20 protein-coding genes, 1 tRNA gene and 1 pseudogene are annotated in these 22,903 nt (G+C 62.3%); 8 read left to right on the top strand and 14 right to left on the bottom strand.

The genetic code is table 11. The annotated features are described in order from the left end of the window. Positions 1-23: 23 nt before the first annotated feature. From JFU57_RS27305 to JFU57_RS27285, 5 genes are all read right to left on the bottom strand, one after another. Complete coding sequence (locus JFU57_RS27305) at positions 24-1,046, bottom strand: ABC transporter permease (RefSeq protein ID WP_078468821.1); 1,023 nt, start codon at positions 1,044-1,046, stop codon at positions 24-26. Further along, entirely contained in the window at positions 1,046-2,107 is a 1,062-nt protein-coding gene (locus JFU57_RS27300; RefSeq protein WP_078468822.1) for a microcin C ABC transporter permease YejB, read from the bottom strand. The genes JFU57_RS27305 and JFU57_RS27300 overlap by 1 nt, the downstream gene beginning before the upstream one ends. Beyond that, positions 2,107-3,975, bottom strand: a complete 1,869-nt coding sequence (locus JFU57_RS27295; protein ID WP_201131448.1) for an extracellular solute-binding protein — start codon at positions 3,973-3,975, stop codon at positions 2,107-2,109. The genes JFU57_RS27300 and JFU57_RS27295 overlap by 1 nt, the downstream gene beginning before the upstream one ends. Before the next feature lie 136 nt (positions 3,976-4,111). Continuing rightward, on the bottom strand, positions 4,112-4,393 hold the full coding sequence (locus JFU57_RS27290) for a peptidylprolyl isomerase (protein WP_020295163.1): 282 nt from the start codon (positions 4,391-4,393) through the stop codon (positions 4,112-4,114). 282 nt (positions 4,394-4,675) lie between these two features. Next, complete coding sequence (locus JFU57_RS27285) at positions 4,676-5,755, bottom strand: 3-deoxy-7-phosphoheptulonate synthase (protein WP_201131447.1); 1,080 nt, start codon at positions 5,753-5,755, stop codon at positions 4,676-4,678. 625 nt (positions 5,756-6,380) lie between these two features. Here JFU57_RS27285 and JFU57_RS27280 point away from each other — a divergent pair. Continuing rightward, positions 6,381-6,563, top strand: a pseudogene (locus JFU57_RS27280) (nitrilase-related carbon-nitrogen hydrolase); the annotation flags it as partial. 80 nt (positions 6,564-6,643) lie between these two features. Further along, entirely contained in the window at positions 6,644-7,087 is a 444-nt protein-coding gene (locus JFU57_RS27275; RefSeq protein ID WP_201131445.1) for a GNAT family N-acetyltransferase, read from the top strand. Between the two features lie 23 nt (positions 7,088-7,110). Here JFU57_RS27275 and JFU57_RS27270 read toward each other — a convergent pair whose 3' ends face one another. Next, complete coding sequence (locus JFU57_RS27270; protein WP_201131444.1) at positions 7,111-7,347, bottom strand: DNA-binding protein; 237 nt, start codon at positions 7,345-7,347, stop codon at positions 7,111-7,113. Between the two features lie 81 nt (positions 7,348-7,428). On the opposite strand from JFU57_RS27270, the gene JFU57_RS27265 reads away from it, so the two are divergent. The 5 genes from JFU57_RS27265 to JFU57_RS27245 all read left to right on the top strand — a co-directional run bounded on the left by JFU57_RS27265 (position 7,429) and on the right by JFU57_RS27245 (position 11,139). Beyond that, on the top strand, positions 7,429-7,794 hold the full coding sequence (locus JFU57_RS27265) for a helix-turn-helix domain-containing protein (protein WP_078469138.1): 366 nt from the start codon (positions 7,429-7,431) through the stop codon (positions 7,792-7,794). Positions 7,795-7,939: 145 nt separating this feature from the next. After that, entirely contained in the window at positions 7,940-8,581 is a 642-nt protein-coding gene (gene gacA, locus JFU57_RS27260) for a response regulator transcription factor GacA (RefSeq protein ID WP_020295157.1), read from the top strand. Between the two features lie 2 nt (positions 8,582-8,583). Further along, positions 8,584-10,407: an excinuclease ABC subunit UvrC gene (uvrC, locus tag JFU57_RS27255; protein ID WP_020295156.1), complete on the top strand. Its 1,824-nt coding sequence runs from the start codon at positions 8,584-8,586 to the stop codon at positions 10,405-10,407. Between the two features lie 32 nt (positions 10,408-10,439). Next, positions 10,440-11,000 (top strand): CDP-diacylglycerol--glycerol-3-phosphate 3-phosphatidyltransferase, encoded by a 561-nt coding sequence (gene pgsA / locus JFU57_RS27250; RefSeq protein WP_020295155.1) that lies wholly within the window; start codon positions 10,440-10,442, stop codon positions 10,998-11,000. 63 nt (positions 11,001-11,063) lie between these two features. Further along, positions 11,064-11,139, top strand: a tRNA-Gly gene (locus tag JFU57_RS27245). Positions 11,140-11,355: 216 nt separating this feature from the next. Here JFU57_RS27245 and JFU57_RS27240 read toward each other — a convergent pair. Further along, positions 11,356-12,552, bottom strand: coding sequence for an MFS transporter (locus JFU57_RS27240; RefSeq protein ID WP_201131443.1), 1,197 nt, complete (start codon positions 12,550-12,552; stop codon positions 11,356-11,358). Further along, complete coding sequence (locus JFU57_RS27235; protein WP_201131442.1) at positions 12,552-13,592, bottom strand: MDR family NADP-dependent oxidoreductase; 1,041 nt, start codon at positions 13,590-13,592, stop codon at positions 12,552-12,554. Before JFU57_RS27235 ends, JFU57_RS27240 begins: the two co-directional genes overlap by 1 nt. 337 nt (positions 13,593-13,929) lie before the next feature. Here JFU57_RS27235 and JFU57_RS27230 point away from each other — a divergent pair, with 337 nt between their 5' ends. Continuing rightward, positions 13,930-14,961: a helix-turn-helix transcriptional regulator gene (locus JFU57_RS27230; RefSeq protein WP_201131441.1), complete on the top strand. Its 1,032-nt coding sequence runs from the start codon at positions 13,930-13,932 to the stop codon at positions 14,959-14,961. Positions 14,962-15,059: 98 nt separating this feature from the next. Here JFU57_RS27230 and JFU57_RS27225 read toward each other — a convergent pair whose 3' ends face one another. The 6 genes from JFU57_RS27225 to JFU57_RS27200 all read right to left on the bottom strand — a co-directional run bounded on the left by JFU57_RS27225 (position 15,060) and on the right by JFU57_RS27200 (position 22,891). Continuing rightward, the gene (locus tag JFU57_RS27225; RefSeq protein ID WP_201131440.1) at positions 15,060-17,963 is read right to left on the bottom strand and encodes a DUF4132 domain-containing protein; all 2,904 of its coding nucleotides are present in this window, start codon (positions 17,961-17,963) and stop codon (positions 15,060-15,062) included. A gap of 30 nt (positions 17,964-17,993) precedes the next feature. Further along, a complete protein-coding gene (locus JFU57_RS27220; protein ID WP_201131439.1) occupies positions 17,994-18,434 on the bottom strand; it encodes a hypothetical protein in 441 nt (146 codons plus the stop codon). A gap of 151 nt (positions 18,435-18,585) precedes the next feature. Further along, positions 18,586-18,978 carry a hypothetical protein gene (locus JFU57_RS27215; RefSeq protein ID WP_078468834.1) on the bottom strand — a complete coding sequence of 131 codons (393 nt, stop codon included), beginning with the start codon at positions 18,976-18,978 and terminating at the stop codon, positions 18,586-18,588. A gap of 47 nt (positions 18,979-19,025) precedes the next feature. Continuing rightward, complete coding sequence (locus JFU57_RS27210) at positions 19,026-20,756, bottom strand: FAD-dependent oxidoreductase (protein WP_201131438.1); 1,731 nt, start codon at positions 20,754-20,756, stop codon at positions 19,026-19,028. 70 nt (positions 20,757-20,826) lie between these two features. Beyond that, a complete protein-coding gene (locus JFU57_RS27205; protein ID WP_201131437.1) occupies positions 20,827-21,147 on the bottom strand; it encodes an NIPSNAP family protein in 321 nt (106 codons plus the stop codon). Next, on the bottom strand, positions 21,116-22,891 hold the full coding sequence (locus tag JFU57_RS27200) for an FAD-dependent oxidoreductase (protein WP_201131436.1): 1,776 nt from the start codon (positions 22,889-22,891) through the stop codon (positions 21,116-21,118). The genes JFU57_RS27205 and JFU57_RS27200 overlap by 32 nt, the downstream gene beginning before the upstream one ends. Between the last annotated feature and the right edge of the window lie 12 nt (positions 22,892-22,903).

The raw sequence follows: 22,903 nt of genomic DNA, 5'->3' as shown, positions 1-22,903 counted from the left end.
CGATCGGGGATCAAGATCGTGGATCAAGATCGGGGATCAAAGGCATCGCGCAACGCCTCGCCGATAAACACCAGCAGCGACAGAATCAGCGCCAGGGTGAAAAACGCCGTCAGCCCCAGCCATGGCGCTTGCAGGTTCTGCTTGCCCTGGCCGATCAGCTCGCCCAGGGACGCGCTGCCGGCGGGCATGCCGAAGCCGAGGAAGTCCAGGGCGGTGAGGGTGGAAATGGCGCCGGTCAGAATAAAGGGCAGGTAGCTCAAGGTGGCGTTCATGGCGTTGGGCAGGATGTGCCGCACGATCACCTTGCGATCGGTCAGGCCCAGGGCCCGCGCGGCCTTGACGTACTCCAGGTTGCGCCCGCGCAGGAACTCGGCGCGCACCACGTCGACCAGGGCCAGCCAGGAGAACAGCGCCATGATCCCCAGCAGCCACCAGAAATTGGGCTCGACGAACCCCGAGAGGATGATCAGCAGGTACAGCACCGGCAGCCCCGACCAGACCTCCAGCAAACGCTGGCCCAAGAGGTCGACCCAGCCGCCGTAATAGCCTTGCAGGGCGCCGGCGGCGATACCGATCAGGGCGCTGATGGCAGTCAGGGCCAGGGCGAACAGGATCGACACCCGCGCGCCATAAATCACCCGCGCCAGCACATCGCGAGACTGGTCGTCGGTGCCCAGCCAGTTGACCTTGCTTGGCGGGCTCGGGGCCGGCTGGGTCAGGTCGTAGTTGGGCGTGTCTTCACTGAACGGGATCGGCGGGAACAGCATCCAGCCGCCATCCTTGCGGATCAGTTGCTGCACGTAGTCACTGCGGTAGTCGGCCTGGAACGGCAACTGGCCGCCGAATTCCTGCTCGGTGTAGCGCTTGAACGCGGGGAAGTACAACGAGCCCTGGTAGCTGACCACCAGCGGCTTGTCATTGGCGATCAGCTCGCCGCCCAGGGTCAGGATAAACAGGCCGATAAACAGCCACAGCGACCACCAGCCACGGCGGTTTTTCTTGAAACGGTCGAAGCGCCGGCGTGCCAAAGGAGAAAGCGTGAGCATCAGGCGTTCCTCGCGGCGAAGTCGATACGCGGGTCGACCAGGGTGTAGCACAGGTCGCCGATGAGTTTTATCAGCAGACCGAAGAGGGTGAAGATAAACAGCGAGCCGAACACCACCGGGTAATCCCGGGACACCGCCGCCTCGTAGCTCATGCGTCCCAGGCCATCGAGGGAGAAGATCACCTCGATCAGCAACGAGCCGGCGAAGAACACGCTGATAAAGGCCTGGGGAATGCCCGAGACCACCAGCAGCATGGCGTTGCGGAACACATGACCGTACAGCACCCGGCGTTCGCTCAGGCCCTTGGCCCGGGCGGTGACCACGTACTGGCGGGTGATTTCGTTGAGGAATGAGTTCTTGGTGAGGATGGTCAGGGTGGCGAAACCGCCGATCACCAGGGACGTCACCGGCAGCACCAGGTGCCAGAAGTAGTCGGCGACCTTGCCCAGGGTGCTCAGCTGTTCGAAGTTGTCCGAGACCAGGCCACGCACCGGGAACCAGTTCAGCGAGGTGCCGCCGGCGAACAGCACGATCAGGAACATGGCGAACAGGAACGCCGGCATCGCATAGCCGATGATGATCGCGGTGCTGCTCCAGATGTCGAAATGGCTGCCGTGGTGCACCGCCTTGCGAATCCCCAGGGGAATCGACACCAGGTAGGTGATCAGGGTCGCCCAGAGGCCGAGGGAGATGGTCACCGGCATTTTTTCCAGGATCAGGTCAGTGACCGTGGCGCCACGGAAGAAGCTCTTGCCGAAATCCAGGTGCGCGTAGTTCTTGAGCATCAGCCACAGGCGTTCGTGGGCCGGTTTGTCGAAGCCGTATTGCTTCTCGATGTCCTGGATCAGTTTCGGGTCGAGGCCGCGGCTGGCCCGGGAGCTGCCGCTGCTCATGTCGCCGGAACCGCCGACGCTGCCACCGCCGCCAATCCCCTGCATGCGCGCAATGGCCTGTTCCACCGGGCCGCCCGGCGCGGCCTGGATGATGACGAAATTCACCAGGAGGATGATCAGCAGGGTCGGAATGATCAGCAGCAGGCGCCGCAGAATGTAGCCCAGCATCAGTGTCGCCCTCCGGATTTGCCACGGCGGATCAGCTCGGCGGCCATCTGTTCATTGGTCAGTGCGGTGCTGCTGACTTCCCACCAGCTTTCGATGGCTTCGTCATTGCTGGCGGGCACTGCCGGGATGCCGAAACGGTTCCACCACACGGTGGAGGTTCCTGGCGGGTAGTAGTTGGGGATCCAGTAGTAGTTCCACTGCAGCACCCGATCCAGGGCATGGGCGTAGCGCAACATCTCCGGCTGGCTGGTGGCTTTCACCAGGCCATTGACCAGGGTGTCGACGGCCGGATTCTTGAGCACCATGTAGTTGTTGGAGCCGGCGTCCTTGGCCGCTGCGGAGCCGAAATAGTTGAACAGCTCCATGCCCGGCGACGTGGTCACCGGGTAGCCGGTGACGATCATGTCGTAGTCGCGGGCCATCAGGCGGTTGACGTATTGCGAAGGGTCGATGCGGCGGATGTTCAAGGTAATGCCGATCTGCGCCAGGTTGCGTTTGTAGGGCAGCAGCAGGCGTTCGATGGAGTTCTGGGTGATGAGAAAAGTGAAGCTCAGGGGCTCGCCGTCGGCGTTGACCAGGGTGTCGCCTTCGGCCTTCCACCCCGCCTGTTCGAGCAGGGCCAGGGCTTGCAGCTGCTTGTCGCGGATCACTCCGCTGCCATCGGTCTTGGGCGCCTCGAAGACCTGGGTGAAGACTTCATCGGGGATCTGCCCGCGTAGGGGCTCGAGGATTTTCAGTTCTTCGGCGTCCGGCAGGCTGCGGGCAGCGAGCGCGGTGTTGGAGAAGAAACTCTGCTGGCGGATGTACATGTTGCGCATCATCTGCCGGTTGCTCCATTCGTAGTCCCAGAGCATGGCCAGGGCCTGGCGTACGCGGCGGTCCTGGAACATCGGTTTGTCCAGGTTGAACACATAGCCCTGGGCTATTTGTGGCGCCGATTTTGCGAGGTGGGCCTTTTGCAGGCGGCCGTCGCTCAGGGGCGGGCTTTCGTAGCCGACGGAATAGCCGGTGGCAGAGAATTCGCGGTTGTAGTCGTAGGCGCCGCCGCGCAGGACCTGGCGCGCGACGTCGATGTCGCCGAAGTATTCGACGCTGAAGCGGTCGAAATTGTACAGGCCGCGGCTCACCGGCAGGTCCTTGCCCCACCAGTCAGGGTTGCGGACGAAGGTGATGCTGCGCCCGGAGTCGACCTTGTCGACCCGATACGGGCCGCTGCCCAGGGGCGCGTCATAGCCACCGCCGTTGGCGAAGTCGCGACTCTTCCACCAGTGTTCTGGGAACACCGGCAGGGTCGCGATATCCAGGGGCAAGGTGCGGTTTTCATTGCTCTTGAAGTCGAAGCGGATCACTCGCGGCGATTCCACTTCGACGTTTTTGACATCCTCGAACTGGGTGCGATAGCGCAGGCTGCCCTGGGTCATCAGCAGGTCGTAGCTGTAGCGCACGTCTTCGGCGGTGATCGGCGTGTTGTCGGCGAAGCGCGCCTTGGGGTTGAGGTAGAAACGCAGCCACAAGCCATCTTCGGCGCGCTCCATCTTCTCGGCCACCAGGCCATATACGGTGTAGGGCTCATCCAGCGAGCGCTGGGCCAAGGGCGAATAGACCATCCCGTCGAGCTGGGACACGCCGATGCCTTTGTCTATATAAGGCAGGACGTGGTCGAAACGGCCGATTTCCAGCGCCGAGCGGCGCATGCTGCCACCCTTGGGGGCTTGCGGATTGGCGTAGGCGAAGTGGCTGAAGCCTTCGGGATACTTGGCCGGTTCGCCGTAGACGGTCAGGGCGTGTTGCGGTGCGGCACTGGCACCTGCGGCGCCCAGCATCAGCGTCAGGGCGGTGAACATCACGGTGGGGAAAAACAGTCGCATTGTCAGCCTTACGAGCCGGGTGATCGAAGAGCATGATTTGTACGCTAGCGGCGCCTCGCTTGCCAGCCGCAAGCCATCTCCCAAACACAACGGCCCACCAAAAGGCGGGCCGTCATGGACACAAATCGCGACAGGATCAGTCCTGGCGGCTGGTCACTTCCAGCAGGTGGTAACCGAACTGGGTTTTCACCGGGCCTTGCACGACATTGATCGGGGCGCTGAACACCACGGTGTCGAATTCCTTGACCATCTGGCCAGGGCCGAACGAGCCCAGGTTGCCGCCATCACGGCTGGATGGGCAGGTGGAGTTCTTTTTCGCGACTTCGGCGAAGTCTGCGCCGGCTTCGATTTCGGATTTCAGTGCGTTGCACTTGGCTTCGTCGGCAACGAGGATGTGACGGGCAGTGGCTTTGGCCATGGGGAGTTGCTCCTTTCAAGAAAGTGGAGAGCCTACCGGATTCAGGTGGCTATTTCTCGTCAAAGTTCCTTCAACTCGTTACCGTCGCGACCGCTGGCCAACCCTTGCAGCCAATCGTTCCAGCAACGAAGACGCGACCTGTAGCCACTGCCGATAGGCTCGGGCCGCGTTCGGACGCTGTCCGGGACAGGCGCCGCATTAACCCGAGAGTATTGGGTTGTCTGTAAGGGCCAGCGCAGCCTGGCGGCAGCGGCTACGGTGCTGTCGCCGCTGCGCGGGCTGTCAGGCGGACGCCGGCAGCGTCCGCAATTGTTGCGCGGCGTTGCGCAGCAAGTCTTCGGTGGCGTCCCAGCCCAGGCAGCCGTCGGTCACCGATACGCCGTAGCGCATCGAGGGGCTCAGGGGCTGGCAGCCTTCGAACAGGTGGCTCTCCAGCATCACCCCGACCAGCGAGCGGTCGCCATGCAGGCGCTGTTGCAGCACATCATTGAACACTGCCGGTTGGCGCAGCGGGTCTTTGCCGCTGTTGGCGTGGCTGCAATCGACCATGATCCGCGCCGGGATCTTCAACTTCTGCAGCTCGTGCTGCACCTGGGTCACCTGCGCGCGGTCGTAGTTCGGCCCGCGGTGGCCGCCGCGCAGCACCAGGTGGGTGTCCGGGTTGCCTGGGGTCTGGATGATGGCCGGGTGGCCCTGGCTGTCGACACCGAAATGGCGATGGGGGTGCGCCGCTGATCGCATGGCGTCGCAGGCGATGCCGACCCCGCCGTCGGTGCCATTCTTGAAGCCCACCGGCATTGCCAGGCCGCTGGCCATCTCGCGGTGGATCTGCGATTCGGTGGTGCGTGCGCCAATCGCCACCCAGCTCAGCAGATCATCGAAGTAGCCGGCAGCCATCGGTTGCAACAGTTCGGTGGCAATCGGCAGGCCCAGCTCGAGCATCTGCCGCATCAGCTCGCGGGACAGGGTCAGGCCGCCGGCCATGTCGTCGCTGCCGTTCAAGTGCGGGTCGTAGGCCAGGCCTTTCCAGCCGACCGTGGTTCGGGGTTTTTCGACGTAGGCACGCATCACCAGCAGCAGGTCGTCGCTGACTTCGGCTGCCAGGCGGGCCAGATGGGTGGCGTATTCAATAGCGGACTGTGGGTCATGGATCGAGCAGGGCCCGACGACTACCAGCAAACGGGAGTCTTCACCGTTGAGAATGTTGCGCACCGCTTGGCGATGGGTGGCGACTTGCTGCTGCAAGGCCGCGCTGAGGGGCAATTGCTGCTTGAGGGCAAGCGAGCTGGGCAGGCGCTGGGTCAGGGCTTCGTTGGCAGAAGACAGGGTGGACAGCGGCAGGGCAGAGACGGACGAGTTCATGTTCAAGGCTTCCTGGGCAGGCGGCGGGACGGTTCCCGCGCGCGGCCCTACTGGGGTGTTCGACAATTGGCCGGATTGGCGATTGATGTTGGGTTGCCACCAGTCGGTGACCGATCGGAGGCGGCAGGCTGTCCCGAACGGAGGTTGCTAAATCGCCAGGCGAAGGATGGGTAACGGTAATAAGTGGCGTAGTTCATGGGTCAATCCTCAGTAAGTTCGGTGTGATGCTAAAAATGTGCAGCCCTAAAAAAACAAAACCCCCGGTCGGGAAGCCGACCGGGGGTGAGAAGTTCTCTGGTGGGCGACCCGTGAAGTGGGCGCCGTTTGGGTATCAGGCGCGCCAGTGGCTAAACCAATACCCAAAATAAAAGCTTGCCGGAGCGCAGACGTTGTTCACCCGGGCAGCCGCCACCGAGCGCGAGGCGCTGGCAGTGTGACGATGCGTGGAAGGGATGAGGGGCAACATGCTGTTTCTCCGTGAAGTGGGGCGAGCTTACTTGAGGCGGGGGTTGCGATTCAATCACTAATTTCTATGGCGACTGAGGCCGGGATCTATGGATTAAGCCCTCGGAAGTTTTATGACACACTCGCCGCTCGCGAGCGTTGCCGCCCTTCAGGATCATTCATGCCGACACTGACCATTGCTGCTGCCCAATCGATTTCCGTGGTAGGCGACCTGCCTGTCAATATCGCTCGGCACCTCGACTTTATGGCCGCGGCCGCCGAGCAGGGCGTGCAATTGCTGGTGTTCCCCGAGTTGTCATTGACGGGTTATGAGCCTGAGCGGGCATTCGATCTTGCCGCAGCACACGGTGTCGGCGACCAGTTGGTGATCGCCCGGCGCACGGGGCAGGTCTGGAGCGGGCGGGTCGTGGGCGTCGTGTGCTCTTGAGCGAATTCGAACTGCGCCCGGCCAGCGCGGCGGACCTGGCGTTCGCCCGCGACCTCACCCGCGAAACAATGCTTGGCTATCACATTCGCCACGACCTGCTGTGGCTGGATCAGGCGTTCGACGTCGCCTGGGCCGGACGGGAGAACTGGCTGATCTGCCGTGGTGCCGAGCGCTTGGGTTTTGTCAGCCTGAGCCGTGATCTCAAGGCGCTCTATATTCGCGAACTGCACGTGCAGGCCAGTCGCCGAGGGCAGGGCGCCGGCGCCTGGACAATTGAACAGATGCAGGCGAAGGCACGCCATGAACGGCGCGGCCTGTTGCGCTTGACCGTGTTCAAGGACAACCCGGCCCAGGGGCTCTATCGGCGGATGGGGCTTGAGGTGGTGGGCGAAGACGAGTGTTTTCTACGGATGGAGCGGCACTGTGTCGCACCTGGGTAGGCGGGGCTGCTTCCGATTGGCTGTCATGGTTCGACGGTAGGGAGTTGAACGGGTATTTCGTCCGCCAGAATGATTCCGTCCTTCATGCCCAGCAGCACCGCGACTTTATGCGCTTCTCCGCGCCGACCTTTCTTGCGTCCGGCCAGCACCTGATAGGTGGTCGCTGGATCGACACCGTGTTCACGTGCGAACTGTTGTACGGATTTACCTTGGTGTTCTAGCCAGGCCTTGGCTTGTGCGGCAGTGCGGATACCGGGCATAGTTCAAAACCGTTCAAATTTGTTCAATGCGTGAAGAGTGTAACACCCCTAGGGGTGTATAAAATGGGATCATACATCCAAATGAGTGGAATCGGTTCGCGGTTACGACGGGAGCGAGAGCGCCTGGGCATGTCGCAGAAAGTTTTTGGTGAAATAGGTGGCGTTGAAGCCAACGCGCAAGGCAAGTACGAGAGCGGTGACCGTGCGCCCAAGGCGGATTATCTGTCACGGGTCGCCGCCCAGGGGGTGGATGTGCTGTATGTGCTGACCGGCAGCCGCATTCCGGTCCATGTCGGTCATCTGAGCCAGACCGAGGAGAAGGTGCTGGACAGCTACAGAGCGTTGTTCAAGGAGGATCAGGATGCTATCCGGCGCCTGACCATGACCCTCGCAGAGCTCTCTGCTTCCAGCGTGTCGCGCAGAAAGGTGGGGGTGCGCGAGACCTGAGAACCAAGCATTTACTCAGGGATAACTCGGTAATCGCTGATTATTGTGAATAGATGCTCTTTATGTCGCGCTGCCATTAGGTCTGGGCGCTGCTTTTTTGCTAAGGTGTCCGGCAACCTATAAGACCATTTCGCGAGGTGTCTGCTTGATTAGGGTGCTAGTAGTCGATGACCATGATCTCGTTCGTACAGGCATTACACGAATGCTGGCTGACATCGATGGCCTGCAAGTAGTCGGACAGGCCGAGTCGGGAGAGGAATCCCTGCTCAAGGCTCGGGAGCTGAAACCCGATGTGGTCCTGATGGACGTCAAGATGCCCGGTATCGGTGGTCTTGAAGCGACGCGCAAATTGCTGCGCAGCCATCCTGACATCAAAGTCGTGGCCGTCACGGTCTGTGAAGAAGACCCGTTCCCGACCCGCTTGTTGCAAGCCGGTGCGGCCGGGTATCTGACCAAGGGCGCGGGCCTCAATGAAATGGTCCAGGCGATCCGCCTGGTGTTTGCCGGCCAGCGCTACATCAGCCCGCAGATCGCCCAGCAACTGGTGTTCAAGTCATTCCAGCCTTCCAGTGATTCGCCGTTCGACGCCTTGTCCGAGCGTGAGATACAGATCGCGCTGATGATTGTCGGCTGCCAGAAAGTGCAGATCATCTCCGACAAGCTGTGCCTGTCGCCGAAAACCGTGAACACCTACCGTTACCGTATTTTCGAGAAGCTCTCGATCAGCAGTGATGTCGAGTTGACGTTGCTCGCGGTTCGCCACGGCATGGTCGATGCCAGCGCCTGATAATGACTGACCAGTTTGATCCCAGTGCTTTTCTATCTACCTGCAGTGGCCGTCCCGGCGTGTATCGCATGTTCGACAGCGAAGCGCGCCTGCTCTACGTCGGTAAAGCCAAGAACCTGAAAAACCGCCTGGCCAGCTACTTTCGCAAGACCGGCCTGGCGCCCAAGACCGCTGCCCTGGTGGGGCGCATCGCGCAGATCGAAACCACCATCACCGCCAATGAAACCGAGGCCCTGCTGCTCGAGCAGACGCTGATCAAGGAATGGCGGCCGCCCTACAACATCCTGCTGCGCGACGATAAGTCCTATCCCTATGTGTTTTTGTCCGATGGCGACTTTCCGCGCTTCAGCATCCATCGTGGGGCCAAGAAGCAGAAGGGCAAGTACTTTGGTCCTTACCCCAGTGCCGGCGCCATTCGCGAGAGCCTGAGCCTGCTGCAGAAGACCTTTATGGTCCGCCAGTGCGAAGACAGCTACTACAAGAACCGCACTCGGCCCTGCCTGCAGTACCAGATCAAGCGCTGCAAGGCGCCTTGCGTCGGCCTGGTGGAAGCGCCGGTGTATGCCGAAGACGTACGGCATTCGGTGATGTTCCTGGAGGGGCGCAGCAATGCCCTGACCGACGAGCTTTCCAGCGCCATGGAAGCTGCCGCCAGCACCCTGGACTTCGAAAAGGCCGCTGAACTGCGAGACCAGATCTCCCTGCTGCGCCGGGTCCAGGACCAGCAGAGCATGGAAGGTGGCACTGGCGATGTGGATGTGGTGGCGGCTTTCGTTAACCCGGGCGGTGCCTGTGTGCACCTGATCAGCGTGCGCGGCGGACGAGTGCTGGGCAGCAAGAACTTCTTTCCCCAGGTCGGTATCGAGGAGGAGGTGGCCGAGGTCATGCTGGCGTTTCTCGGCCAATACTTTATCAGCAGCCCTGAACGCGACTTGCCGGCCGAGTTGATCGTCAACGTGGTCCACGAAGACTTTCCGACCTTGATTGCCGCCATCGACGAACAGCGTGGGCGTGAACTGAGTATCAGCCACCGGGTGCGTGGTACCCGGGCCCGCTGGCAACAATTGGCCGTGACCAATGCCGAACAGGCCTTGAGTGCGCGCCTGGCCAACCGGCAGCACGTGGCTGCCCGGTTCGATGCCCTGGCCGAAGTGCTCAACCTCGACGAACCACCGCAGCGCCTGGAATGCTATGACATCAGCCACTCCAGCGGTGAGGCCACGGTGGCGTCCTGCGTGGTGTTCGGTCCCGAGGGGCCGATCAAGTCCGACTATCGGCGCTACAACATCGAAGGCGTGACCGCCGGCGATGACTACGCGGCGATGCATCAGGCCCTGACCCGACGCTTCAGCAAGCTCAAGGACGGCGAGGGCAAGTTGCCGGACATCCTGCTGGTGGACGGCGGCAAGGGCCAGCTGTCCATGGCCCGTGATGTGCTCAACGAGCTGGCGGTGCCGGACCTGATCCTGCTCGGCGTGGCCAAGGGCGCCACGCGCAAGGCCGGTTTCGAAACCCTGTACCTGAATGACGCGGCCCACGAGTTCACCCTCAAAGGCGACTCGCCGGCGTTGCACCTGATCCAGCAGATTCGCGATGAGGCTCACCGTTTCGCGATCACTGGGCACCGTGCCCGACGTGGAAAGACCCGACGCACCTCGACCCTGGAAGGGGTGGCGGGCGTGGGGCCGAAGCGGCGGCGGGAGCTTCTCAAACATTTTGGTGGATTGCAGGAGCTGTCTCGTGCAAGCATCGAAGAGATCGCCAAAGCACCGGGGATCAGTAAAAAGCTCGCAGAGTCGATTTATGCAAGCCTGCATAGCGAGTAGAATGCCACCTCACCTCGTAGCCAGTTGTGCCGATGAATATCCCTAATCTGATCACCGTTCTACGCGTCCTGCTTATCCCGATTTTCATTCTGCTGTTTTACCTGCCCTACAGCTGGAGCTATATGGCGGCCAGTTCGGTGTTTGCCTTCGCCGCTGCAACCGACTGGCTGGACGGCTACCTGGCGCGCCGCCTGGAGCAAAGCACGCCGTTCGGTGCCTTCCTCGATCCGGTGGCCGACAAGCTGATGGTGGCGGTGGCCTTGGTGCTGCTGGTGCAGGAACACGGCAACCTGTGGCTGACGTTGCCGGCGGCGGTGATCATCGGTCGTGAAATCGTTGTCTCGGCATTGCGCGAATGGATGGCCGAACTCGGCGCCCGTGCCCACGTTGCCGTGTCCAACATGGGCAAATGGAAAACCGCCGCGCAGATGCTGGCGCTGGTGATCCTGCTGGCCAACCCGTCGGACTTCAGCTTCTGGGTCCTGGTCGGCTATGCGCTTCTGTTGATCGCCGCAGGCCTGACCTTGTGGTCGATGCTGCAATACCTGCGCGCCGCGTGGCCGCACCTGAAGACCAATGCGGAAAAGAAATAAAACTTTTTTGAATCAAGGGCTTGACGCCGCTTCTGATTTCTATAAAATGCGCACCACCAAGACGCGGGAATAGCTCAGTTGGTAGAGCACGACCTTGCCAAGGTCGGGGTCGCGAGTTCGAGTCTCGTTTCCCGCTCCAAGCATTAAAAAATGGATCTCTGAAAAGAGGTCCATTTTTTTCGTCCAGAGAAAAGTCTTTCTTTGATTTTTGCCGCCCCGTCTGAAAACACTCAGCTCCAGCTTTAATGGGCGCGCTTCATTTATATGTTGATTCAGGGCGGGTTGCGGCCCGTATCTGACCTGCTCAGTTGCACCCAGCCGGAGCGAGATCTGCGGCAGATCTCGCTCCGAAGGCTCACACCTTGACGTTACGCCCGGCCGGCAACGCCACGATCAATTCAATCAGCAAAATACCCGCCAGCAACAGCACAGGGAGGTTCCAGTCTCCATTGTGTTGATAGAGCGCCCCAACCATCAGGGGGCCCGCGACGGCAATGAGGTAGCCCACGGTTTGCGCCATGGCCGAAATGCGAGTGGCGGTGTCGATGCTGGCGGACTTTGCCACGAACAGGAACGTCCCCAGAGAAAGCCCGGCGCCTTGCCCGGCGCCGAGTATCTCGGCCCATATGATTGCGTTGTGCAAAGGCGCGTACATCAGCCCCAAGGTTCCGGCCAGGCATAACAGGATGGTTGCGGCAATGTGAAGGCGGTGGTCCTGGGTGCGTGCAGCCAGCAGCGGCGTGACAAAACTGGCGAGCATCAGGCTCAGTTGCGAGAGCGAGAAAATCACTGCGGCAGTGGCACCGTCGGCGCCACGGGCTCTGAGCAGGGTGGGCATCCACGGCAGGAACACGAACAGGTTCAGCACCTGCAGTCCGAAGAACAGGGTGATTGCCCAGGCCGTGGGGTCGCGATAGACATTGACGCCCGGGCCGCCATGGCCGCTGCCCGGCCCGTGGTGCGCGGCGTGCCGCACTTGCGGAGCCCACAGCAACAGTGCGAGCAAGGCCGGAATGGCCCACAGCCCGAGGGCGTGGAACGCCGAGGCGCGATCAGCACCCAGCCATTGGAACAGCGGCAGCGAGGCGCTGGCCCCCAGCACCGCGCCGGCGCCGAGCATCAGTGCATAGATCCCCATGACCATGCCCATGCGCTGTGGTCCGAAGCGTTTTCGCGCGAGCACGGGCATGATCACGTTCATCACGGCAATGCCCGCACTGCCCACGAAGGTGCCCACGATCAACCCAGGTTCACCCAGCCCGCGAACGCTGCAACCCATACTTAACAGGATCAGGGCGAAAAACAGCGCACGCTCCTCGCCCAACCAGTGCCGCAACCTTACGCCGGCCATGGAGAACAGGCCCAGCAGTGCCAGGGGCAGGGTCGTCACCAGCAAGGTGGAGGTAAAGCCCAGTTGCAGGTTCTCCAGCAATGGGCCGACGGTTGTGAAGATCAATCGCAGGTTCAGCGACACCAGGATAAAACCGGCCCACAGCAGCCATGATTGCGCGGCGCTGGTATTGACGTGAGGCGAAACGGTTGAAGTTCCCATCACCCTTCAAGCTCCACCAGGACCAGGCTCTTGAGGTGGCCCGCACAAGCCTCCTGCAATGCCAGCGGTGCTTGGTGCAGGCCTTTGACCAAGGTGTGGGGGGTACGAATACCGCCGTCGCGCTGCCACAGCGCCAGTTGTCGTATCCAGGCGTCGAACATTTCTGGTGCTTCTTCGTCGGCACTGAAACCGCGTAGCGTCACCCCCCTGAGAATCAGGGGGAAGGTGTCCAGTTCGACCGGTGCCTTCAGGGTTGCGCTGTGGGGGTTCAGTTCCGCCGACACTGCTCCGAGCAGTACACAACGTGCACCGTGCCGGACAATCTCCAGGGCGGCCGCCAGTTGTTCGCCGCCCACCATGTCGACAATAACGTCGATACCCTCTGGCGCCATGCGGGCCAGTTGCTCGCGGATCGGCTCACCTTCGCGCGTGACTACGGCGTCATAGCCCAGTTCGGCCTGCATCCACCGGGCCTTCTCTTGGTTGCTGGTGGTGCCGATGACCCGTGTAGCACCCAGTAGCCGGGCGATTTGTCCGGCCATGGCGCCAATGGCGCCGGCGCCGCTGGTGACGAAGACTGTATCGCCCGGACGAACTTGCACGGCCTTTACCAACGCGGCGTAGGCCGTCCAGCCATGCCCGAGCCAGGCGGCAGGATCAACGACCGGGGCATCGATGAGCGTGCATTGCTCGACCGGCAGCACCGCGTAGTCGCGCCACCCCAGGGGATGCATGACGAGGCTGCCGACACTCAGGCTGACCCCGGCACCGACCCGGATCACCTCGCCAATGGCGCCATCGGCGAGGGTGTCGCCAGGTTTGAGCGGGGGGAAGGGAATGCCTTTGACCTCTTCGGCACCCGCTTCGGCCATCAAACGGGTCGAGATAGAGACCCGAAACCAGCGATTGCGCACCAGCACCTGCCCGGGGCCGGGTTCTGCAACCGCCGTTTCGACCACCGCGAAATGCTCGGCCTTGAGTTCCCGCGAGTGGTAACCGAGGAGTTTGACCTCCCGTGCTTTGAGTGTGTGTTCCGTCATGAATCGACTCCTGCGGTATTCATTTGATCGCTCCTGGGTCGGGCGTATGGAGGTGCTGTCGGTAAAGGCTGGAAATTGACGGGGCGCCAGAGGCGCAAGGCGGGCACACAGGGCTGATCGGCGCTCAACACGTGGCGTGGCGCGACTTCATGGGCACGCTCAATGGGCGTCGGTTGAACGAGGTGCTCCGCGCCCAGCGCCGGCAGGTTGCCGGCAGCAAACAAGGGCAGCGCTATGAAAACAGTGCCATGCACCGTGTCAGGGAGATCAGTCATGGGGTGGCCAGGGCCGAAAGAGGCGCTAATTAAGGTCGGGCCACTATAGAATCCCAATGCGAATGGATCTTTTTACAGGTTTAGGCAGTCCGGATTATCTGTTTGGCATTTCGCAGATATCCCGGCATTGGGGCAGCGCAACACAAGGAATGATGAGCATGAGCTACCGATTTTCCTCCACGGACAGGGCTGCGCCTTCTCGCCTGGGGCAAACGCCTTGGCAGCGATCCCAGTTACCCGAAAGCCTGGGCACCTGCTTCACTGACTCTCTGACATTCGAGGATGGCCTGGCAGTGACCTACTCCCAGTTCAACCCGAACGTTGACCTGGTGGAGAGCGGGTCGTTTGAAGGGGAGCGTGCCCTGACGGTGGCGATCGCGTTGTCGGGACAGTCGAGCAGCACCGGCATGGACGGGCAGCGTTACGATTTCATCGGCGGCCACAGCACGGTCGCCACCTACGGCAACTTGCGCGGAGAGCGGTGTTATCCGGCCAAACAGGCGATCCGCCAGTTGCGCCTGGTGGCCAAGGTGCCGCTGCTGCAGCGGTACGGGTTGGAATACTTGCTCGAGGGCGGCGTCAAGGCGCTGTCGGCCAACCGTTTATTTTGCGGCAGGCACGGTGCGGCCACACAAAGGCTGGCCAATTCATTGGTCCATCTGCACGACCGGGCTGGAGGGCTGCTCGATATCCACATTGCCGCGCTCGGGCTGTTGTCGGAGCAGATCCGACCGCTGGCGCCCGCGCCAACGTCCGTAGAGGACAGGGTCCGCTCAAAGGACCAGGACTTGATGCTGAGAGCGCGGGATATCCTGATCAGCCAGTTCGACCGCCAATTAACCGTGGGGTATTTGTGCGCTGCGCTGAGCACCAATGAATTCAAGCTCAAGCAGGGGTTTCGCAAGGTGTTTGGCACCAGCCCTTACCGCATGCTGACGGATATCCGCATGGCGAAAGCCAGGGAGCTTCTGGAGTCAGGCATGTACGTGTCCACGGTGGCGTACAAGGTCGGGTTTCAACACCTTTCGAGCTTCAGTAGCGCCTTCGAAAAGTATTACGGGTGCACCCCCAAGTCATTGCGCCACGCCAAATGACACAGAAATGGCCACGGGGATTGGCAAAAACGGCAGGGCTACAGCAGCAATAAGCAACGATATGAGATCCAGTGCTTCAAGTCCTGCATCAAGCCCCGTCAGCCGCCTTGCTGTATCTGCTCCAGTATCAGGCTGTCGGTGATGTTCATGTCGTCCAGCAACAGAAACATCTTGCTCAGCACCTCGGCCATTATCTTGTCGGTGTCGGCGAACGGCAGGTAGAACTCGGTGACGTTGCGGCTCGCGGGCACGATGCACAGGTAGTTGCCGGGTTCGATATGGATGACGGCACTGCCCAGATGAATGCGGTAGTTCGCACGCTGGCCGGTAATGTGCAGAAAATGCCCGGCGCATTCAACGTTTCGCAAGCCCAGTCCCTGGATCAACTCGGCGACCAGTTCGGCGCGTCGCTGCAGGGTTTCGTTGCTGGTGCTGTAGCCGTCTGCGGCGTGGGCCACGGAGACCAGCAGGTCGGCGTCACGCATGACTTCCGAGAACAGCAGCGGCGGTACGTGCTCAAGGGGGATGGCTTTCTGCTCGCGGTAGAACGCAATCGTGTCGAAGATAACGTGCTCTGTTTCCGAGAGGTAATGGCCGGTTTCCAGAAAGTTGAACAGGGCGTAAATCCCGTGTTCTTTGCTCTCGTAGTAGATGTCCTCGACGCTTGAGGTCGACCAGTTGCGGGCCTGCAGCAACCGCGCCGCGACGTTGCTTTTCAGGCGGTGGCCGGCAAATCGGTTGGACCACAGGCCGCTGTCTTTCTCGGCAGGTGTCAGCAGGTACAGCTCGCGAAAGGCCTGTTTGAACGGTTGCACGCGGCGATGGCTCACCACGTCTTTCTGCCAGGCCGAGAGTTGCCCTGCCGTAAACAGATGAAAAGGGTGAGCAATCCGCAGGGTTTTTGCCGCGGTGTGCTGGCGGCCTTCAAGGTCAGTCACCGTCAGCGTGGCGGTGTCGAGCCAGCCAAGCGCAGCGTCGTCGACCTGCACGATCAGTTGCTCCAGCAGCAGGCGCACCGCGGGCATGTTCAACAGCGGTTTCAGCTCGTCCAGGGCCAGGGTTTCGCCGCTGCTCATCATGGCTTCCAGGGTGCGGCAGAAGCGTGCGATCTGGTCCTTGAGCAGGGCCTGCTGTGCCTTGAGGGCGACGAAATCTGCGCTTTTGCGAATGGCTGGCGGTGCGGTTTTGAGCGTTTTTCCGGCCTTGCAGATGTGCAAGGTGGGGGACAAGCCGTCGATCACGAGCGTGACCTCGTAGCCATCGATGGTGGCGGCTGTCAGGGCGGATTCGGCGATTTCCGATTCCATGGCCCACTCCAGGCGCATCGCCGAGGGGTAACCGGCGACGCGCGCCAGGTTTTCCAGCCCGGCCTGCACGGCGGCGTGGGAGTTGGCCTGTCGCTCGGCGCCGTATTTACGCACCTCCTTGTGCAGTTTCTTCAGTGTCAGATAGCGCTGGCGTACGTCGTCCGCATCCGTGACGGGCAGTAGGCCATAGATGCGCATGGCCGCCTGGGCGTGGCGGGTCAGCTTCTTTTCCAGCGCCGGTCGACCGATGCCCTGATAGGCGTCAAGCAGCACGCGCGTCTCGGGAAACGCCCAGTGCGAGGGTTTGAGTGCCGCCAGGTACTGACGCAGGTGGTCCGGTTCGGCCTCGGCCAGCGCCTTGTCCAGCAGGTAGCGGTCCACCACACCCACGGTTTCATCCAGGGTATTGGGCAGGTCGCTGCCCCAGCCGGACTGAGGGGCCAGGGCAATGTTCAGGTATTCACGCTGGAAGGCCTGCAGGTCGCTCCAGCCGAGCGCGTCGAGCACCACTCGGCTGGCGTGTCCGGCGTAGGGCAGGGCGGTCAGCAGGGTATTTTTTGAAAAACCCCTCAGCGCCGCGAGCAGCTCGGCCGATTGCTCCCTGGGCAATTCCTGAAGCAATAGGAAGCGTTCGAGCACGGCGGCCGTATCGCCGAAGCGGTCGAAGAAGCCATCGGGAGTCATGCCCAGTCGTTCGACGACCGCCAGGGCCTGCAGCAACCAGCGGCTCTGATACACCTCGACCGAACCCAGGATGTCAGCCAGCCGCTCGGCATTGTCGGGCAGCCCGGCCAGGGCGCTCTCGGCATAACGCGCGGTGAAGTTCGCCAGTTCAGGAGGCACTGCGGCGGGTTCTTCTGTGTCGGGCGCATCGCTCTGGGGCGACTCGTCATCGAGGTCTTGCGCTTGCGCGGCCTCGTCGTCTGCATCGTCTTCGTCGAACGCTTCATCGCTGCCCAGTCCGGCGACGTCTGAGTAGAACATCATGGCGCGGCCCCAGGTATCGGCCGCCCGCACGAAACGGGGGTAATCGAGGCGGCCCGCTGCCAGCAGGCCCAGAGCGATGCACTTGATATCCCGATGCAGGTAGTGATACGGGTCGGCGACTCTGCGTTGTTCACCATCAGGCGCTGAAGAGGGCTGTGCGCGGTTCCAGCTGCCGTCCAACAACCATTCGGCGAAACTCTGCCAGGCCGGGGTGGACGGGTAATTGCTCAGGCGATTGATGCAGGCTTGAACGTCCGGGAAGGCCCAGGCCTGGTCGGGACTTCTTCGGTAATAGGCTGGGCCATCCTCTTCAGTGGGCAATGGATAGTCACTGTCCTCGAAGGCAAATTGCAGCATGTGCCGCAGTCGCGAACAGATCTGTTCCAGCGCGTAGGCATCCGGGTGAGCAGTGATCCACGCATCGCAGAGTTGATATTGCAGGCCATAGCGCCGTTGATCGCGGTGGTCCTGCAGATCGTCCCAAACGGTCGGGAACACAAAACCATCAGCCAGTGCCTTGGGCCCATCCTCGGGATGCTGCCTGACCCAGTCATCGGCTATGCGCAGGAGGTCGAGGTCTTCCCAGAAATCGATCTCGGACTCTTCATCGGTTCCGGGCTCGCGATAGGCATCCAGCGCTCTATCACAGAAGGCTCGCAGCGCAGCGAGGCGTGTGGCTTGTTCAGGCAGAGGACGACGTGATGGCATGAGGTAATCCGAAGAAGTGAGCGACGAGGGTCAACCGCCAATCAGCGGCACCAGGCGGATAAACGCGAGGGTGGAAGGGGGACTCAGTTCGATGGACTCATCGAGGCTTTGCAGCATGACGCCGTTGTGCAGAACGCGGAACGCGCGGGTTTCGAACCCCTTCAAGGCTCGTTCGACCTCAACCCCGACATCCAAGTCCGGAGGCGCACTGGCCTGAGGCATGGCCACCGCGCCTTGACGGGCCTGCTGAAGAACGTCCCGCTCGCTGAGGTATTGGCGGTCGAGCGCTTCGCGCGCCGACTGGTGTTGCAGCCAGTGCTGGACCGACAGCGCGGCGATCTGTTGGGCCACGGTCAGGCGAATGAGCTCGGCGACCGTCAAGGTCAATGAAGTCGGTTTCAGGGTGACGGGGGGCAGCAAAGGCTCCTGGCGCGCGCCTTTCAGGCAATAGCTATGAACCACGAACTCCATGACGCATTCCTTGCAAGTCAGGCCAGCCGGGCGGATGGCGCCTTAGCATAGTCCTGTGGGCAATAAACGTCATCGCACTTTATGGTGGGAGCCGCATAAGACGGGAGCTGTGGGTATGGCCCCGTGGATCATGGCGCAGTGCGTTCAGGGTTCAGAAAAAATCAGCCATCAGCAGTGCGCTGTCTGTCGCAAATATTGACTCATAGATCGCTTCATGGGGGACGTCACGGGCCAACCAGGCGCTTGCGCTATAGACCCGTGCCTTGTTGAAAAAAACCAGGTGCCTTTCGTCTCCCCGCTCAAACAGCCTGAATTGCTGCTCCTCCATTTCCGCGCAGAGCGCGTCGAACAGCGCGGGGTCTTTTTTCGCCAGTGCGATGACTATCTCCGCCCGGTTGAGGCCGGCTTCGCTGGCTGCCCACAACACGATTCGAGTGGCCACCTGCCGATTTCTGCCGGGGAGGCCGGCGTCCAATGCCTGTTGCACCTCGGGATAACGGCAAGCCAGGCGTGAAGGCATTATCTTTTGCGGGGTATGGCTCATCACGGGCTCCCGAGGGTGGTTCTCCACGCTGGCGTTTTTCACCCTGACTAAGGCGCAGGTCGGCCGGTTGGCGCATGGTCAGGGGCCAGGCCGGCAAGCGTTTGCGCGGCGATGTAGCCAAAGGTCATGCCCGGGCCGAGGGTGATGCCGCCGCTGGGGTAGTGGCCGTTCATGATGCTGTTCATGTCATTGCCTACGGCAAACAGCCCGGGAATCGGCGCGCCGTGTTGGTCCAGAGCGCGGGCGCAGGCATCGGTGTTCAGGCCGGCGAAGGTGCCGAGGCTGCCGGGCACCAGTTTCACCGCGTAGAACGGTGGTGTACACAGGCCGCCAAGGGACGGGTTTGGCCCGTGCAGGACTTCGCCCTGTGCCTGGTTGTACAGCGACTCGCCACGCTGGAAGAGCGGGTCATGCCCCTGGGCCGCGCCCAGGTTGAATGCGCTGACGGTGGCTTGCAGTTGCCGGGCATCGATGCCGCATTGGCGGGCCAGGTCGGCCAGGGTCGGGGCCTTGAACAGGTAGCCCGCGCGCACGTAGCGCGCCGTCGGAAATGGAAAGGGCCTGGACCAGCCCAGGCCATAGCGGCGTTGGGCGCGGTGGTCGCAGATCAGCCAGGAGAGCGGGGTTTCTCCCGGTCCCGTGGCGGCAAACAGGGCGCACATGTAGTCGTGGTAGGAGTCGGCCTCGTTGACGAAGCGTCGGCCATCCTGGCGCACGGCGATAAATCCCGGCTTGGCGCGTTCCATCAGGTGCGCAAAACCACTGAAGCCGCCGTCTTCGCGCGGCACTCTCGACACCGGCGCCCAGGCGGCGGCATGGGCCAGGTCGGACACCACCCTTGCCCCGACGCGCTCTCCCAGTCGCAGACCATCGCCGGTATTGCCCTTGGGGGCCGCGCTCAAATGGTCGCTGCCATTGGTGGCATGCTGGAACAGGCGCGCGATGCGCTGGTGATCGTGAGGGAAGCCCCCGCAGGCGAGCACCACGCCACGCCGGGCGCGGATCTCGACCCGGCGTCCGGCGGATTCGACGTGCGCCCCGACCACGCGTTCACCGTTACGCAGCAGTTCCCGTACCGGCGTATCAGCCAGCAGGCGCACCTTTCGATCCAGTGCGCTTTTGAGCAGGCGGGCCACCAGTGCATTGCCGTTTACCAGGTGCATGCCGCGGCCATGGCGCAGCAGGTCGCGGGCGTGGCGCAGCAGGCGTTTGCTGGCGTAGAGCAATGAGGACGGCGACTGGCGGGCATTGAGCAAATGATTGAGATCGGCACCGCCGGCGATGCCCATGCCGGCCAGGCTGATCAGGTCGAGTGGACGTCGCAGCCGGTTGATCCAGGGACCGAGGCGTCGCCCGTCGAAGGGCAGGGCACAGACCGAGCGGCCACCTGCTGCGCAGCCTTCGGTGGCGTGAAAATCAGGCATTTTGCTGCCGGAGAAAAATTGCACCTCGGTATGGCGTTGAAAAAATTCGACCATTTTCGGGCCCTGTTCGAGAAACGTCTCCACACGAGGGTCGAGCACCGTGCTGCGCAGTTCATGCCGCAGATAAACCCGCGCCTGCTCCAGGTCCTCGACGATACCGTCGGCGATGGCCAGGGGGTTGCGTGGAATCCACAGCCAACCGCCCGACCAGGCGCTGGTGCCGCCGAACTGCGGCTCCTTCTCCACCAGCATGACATCGAGGCCCAGTTGCGCCGCGGTGACCGCCGTTGCCAGACCAGAGGCGCCGGAGCCGACGACCAGAACATCACAAAACAGGGGATCGCTGATGGACATAGGGATTACCGCGATAAGGACGATGAGGTTGGCCGCTCCCGATTGGAAGCGGCACAACACGGCGCCGGGGTTATTTGAGCGGGGAAAAGTCGGTAGGGCGCAGCAGGCGTGATTCCAGGGTCACCACGGCGTTCAGCTCCTTGTTCAGCCGCGCAAACTCCTGCCAGCGCGGGTCGGCAGCCATGGTGTTGCGACGGGTGATACGTTCGTCAAGGCTGGCATAACCCCAGATGTGCAGCACCTGATTGACCTCACCGATTTCGGTGGTGAAGAAGCCGATAAGGTTGCCCAGGTGTTCCTGCTGCACCGCCAAGGCGTTGCTTTTGTACAGGGCCAGCCAGTCGCCGAGCTTGGTGGGGTTAAGGGTGTAGGTGCGCAGTTCGTAGTACATGCTGTTCTCCAGTGGGGGATGGTGATGCGGTGCTGCTGAGCCGGCGCGCGATGTCGCTGGCGGCGAGGTAGCCGAAGGTGAGACCGGGGCCGAGGGTGATGCCCGGGCCAGGGTAGGTGCCGTCCATGATCGAGTTCATTTCGTTGCCGGCGGCGTAGAGCCCGGGGATCGGGGCGTTGCTCCGATCCAGCACGTTGGCCTGGCCATTGGTGACCAGGCCGCGGGCGGAGCCCAGGTCGCCGGTAAACAGGCGTATGGCGTAGAAGGGCGCCTTGCGCAGCGGTTTCAGGCAGGGATTGGGCTGGTGCAGCGGGTCGCCCATGTAGCGGTTGTAGGCCGTACTGCCCTTGCCGAACAGGGGATCGACGCCGTGTTCGGCATCGGCGTTGTACTGTGCCAGGGTCTGCTCCAGGGACGCGGCGTCGATGCCGGCGGCAAGCGCCAGCTCGGCGAGGCTGTCGGCGCGCAACAGGTAGCCGGCCTTGATCAGTGTGCTGTTGTCGACGGGGCTCGGTCGCGCCAGGCCCAGGCCGTAGTTGTTCAGGGCTTCGCTGTCACAGATCAGCCAGCAGGGCGCATTGGCGCCGCCCTGGGCGAACATCCCTTGGACGAAACAGTGGTAGGAATCCGATTCATTGACGAAGCGCCGTCCGGCACGATTGACCGCGATCACCCCGGGTTTGGCGCGGTCGGTGACCAGATGGGGAAAGCGCTCCACGCTGCCATCGGCCTTGTGCAAGACCGAGACCGGGGCCCAGAAGAAATTCGCCGCCAGGTGATCGCCGACGGCGGCGTTGATCGACGCCGCCAAGCGTTGCCCGTCACCGACGTTGGCGGGCGGTGACATGCTCCAGTGTTCCGAGCCGGTGTCCGGCCGCTGTTGCGCCGCGTGGGCGCCTGCTGCAAAGCCGCCCATGGCCAGTACCACACCGCCCCGAGCGAATACCGGACGGGTGATGGCGCCTCGGGAAATCTGCACCCCGCGGACCCGGCCATGCTCGATGATCAACGCCTCGGGTGTCGCCTGCAGCCACAGGTCGACGCCATTGGCCAGGGCCGTGGTCGCCAGGCGCGCGATCAAGGCGTTGCCCACGGTCAGGCGCGTGCCGCGTGGGTGACTGAGGCGGTCGATGGCGTAGCGGGTCAGCAGTTTCAGGCAGTGCCAGAGGGATTTGGGCGAACGTTTGATGCTGAGGAAATGCTGGATGTCGACCCGGTTGACCATCATGCCGCCGAACAGCAGCATGCCGTCCGGTGGTCGTTTCAGGTCCTTGAAATGCTCGCCGAGGCGACGTCCGTCGTATTCGTCGATTTCCTGCGCCCGGCCGGTGAGCGTGCCACCGGGCAAGTCCGGGTAATAGTCGGGCGACAGCGGCCGCAGGCTGTATTTGAGTTCGCTGTGGGTTTCCAGGTAGTGCAGGGCTTCACGACCGTGCTCGATGAACGCGTCGATCAAGGGCGGGTTGTAGCCTGGGCCTATCACCGATTTCAGGTAGTCGCGCATCTGCTCGGCGGCCAGGTGATGCCCGGCGGCCCGGGCCTGATCGGTATCGTGCAGCCACACCGCACCCCCGGAAATCGCCGAGGTGCCGCCGAAGGCTTCGGTCTTTTCCACCAGCAGGACCTTGAGCCCGCGGCAACTGGCCGTCACCGCCGCGGCGAAACCGGCAGCGCCGCTGCCCAGGACAATGACGTCATAGGTCTGGCCGGCGTCGGCCGAGGCCAGGGAAGTCGTAGTGTTCATGGTTGTCACCTG

Origin of the sequence: Pseudomonas sp. TH07 (assembly GCF_016651285.1) — a bacterium.
Classification (GTDB): domain Bacteria; phylum Pseudomonadota; class Gammaproteobacteria; order Pseudomonadales; family Pseudomonadaceae; genus Aquipseudomonas.
The sequence above is the reverse complement of the archived record's forward strand: the minus strand, read 5'-3'. Positions and strand labels throughout refer to the sequence as shown.

Coding starts and splice junctions, on each gene's coding strand:
- JFU57_RS27305 (WP_078468821.1), bottom strand. CDS start 1,046: ATGCTCACGCTTTCTCCTTTGGCACGCCGGCGCTTCGACCGTTTCAAG.
- JFU57_RS27295 (WP_201131448.1), bottom strand. CDS start 3,975: ATGCGACTGTTTTTCCCCACCGTGATGTTCACCGCCCTGACGCTGATG.
- JFU57_RS27220 (WP_201131439.1), bottom strand. CDS start 18,434: ATGGAGTTCGTGGTTCATAGCTATTGCCTGAAAGGCGCGCGCCAGGAG.
- JFU57_RS27240 (WP_201131443.1), bottom strand. CDS start 12,552: ATGGGAACTTCAACCGTTTCGCCTCACGTCAATACCAGCGCCGCGCAA.
- JFU57_RS27235 (WP_201131442.1), bottom strand. CDS start 13,592: ATGACGGAACACACACTCAAAGCACGGGAGGTCAAACTCCTCGGTTAC.
- pgsA (WP_020295155.1), top strand. CDS start 10,440: ATGAATATCCCTAATCTGATCACCGTTCTACGCGTCCTGCTTATCCCG.
- JFU57_RS27285 (WP_201131447.1), bottom strand. CDS start 5,755: ATGAACTCGTCCGTCTCTGCCCTGCCGCTGTCCACCCTGTCTTCTGCC.
- JFU57_RS27225 (WP_201131440.1), bottom strand. CDS start 17,963: ATGCCATCACGTCGTCCTCTGCCTGAACAAGCCACACGCCTCGCTGCG.
- uvrC (WP_020295156.1), top strand. CDS start 8,584: ATGACTGACCAGTTTGATCCCAGTGCTTTTCTATCTACCTGCAGTGGC.
- JFU57_RS27265 (WP_078469138.1), top strand. CDS start 7,429: ATGAGTGGAATCGGTTCGCGGTTACGACGGGAGCGAGAGCGCCTGGGC.
- JFU57_RS27210 (WP_201131438.1), bottom strand. CDS start 20,756: ATGTCCATCAGCGATCCCCTGTTTTGTGATGTTCTGGTCGTCGGCTCC.
- JFU57_RS27290 (WP_020295163.1), bottom strand. CDS start 4,393: ATGGCCAAAGCCACTGCCCGTCACATCCTCGTTGCCGACGAAGCCAAG.
- JFU57_RS27300 (WP_078468822.1), bottom strand. CDS start 2,107: ATGCTGGGCTACATTCTGCGGCGCCTGCTGCTGATCATTCCGACCCTG.
- JFU57_RS27230 (WP_201131441.1), top strand. CDS start 13,930: ATGGATCTTTTTACAGGTTTAGGCAGTCCGGATTATCTGTTTGGCATT.
- JFU57_RS27215 (WP_078468834.1), bottom strand. CDS start 18,978: ATGAGCCATACCCCGCAAAAGATAATGCCTTCACGCCTGGCTTGCCGT.
- JFU57_RS27205 (WP_201131437.1), bottom strand. CDS start 21,147: ATGTACTACGAACTGCGCACCTACACCCTTAACCCCACCAAGCTCGGC.
- JFU57_RS27200 (WP_201131436.1), bottom strand. CDS start 22,891: ATGAACACTACGACTTCCCTGGCCTCGGCCGACGCCGGCCAGACCTAT.
- JFU57_RS27270 (WP_201131444.1), bottom strand. CDS start 7,347: ATGCCCGGTATCCGCACTGCCGCACAAGCCAAGGCCTGGCTAGAACAC.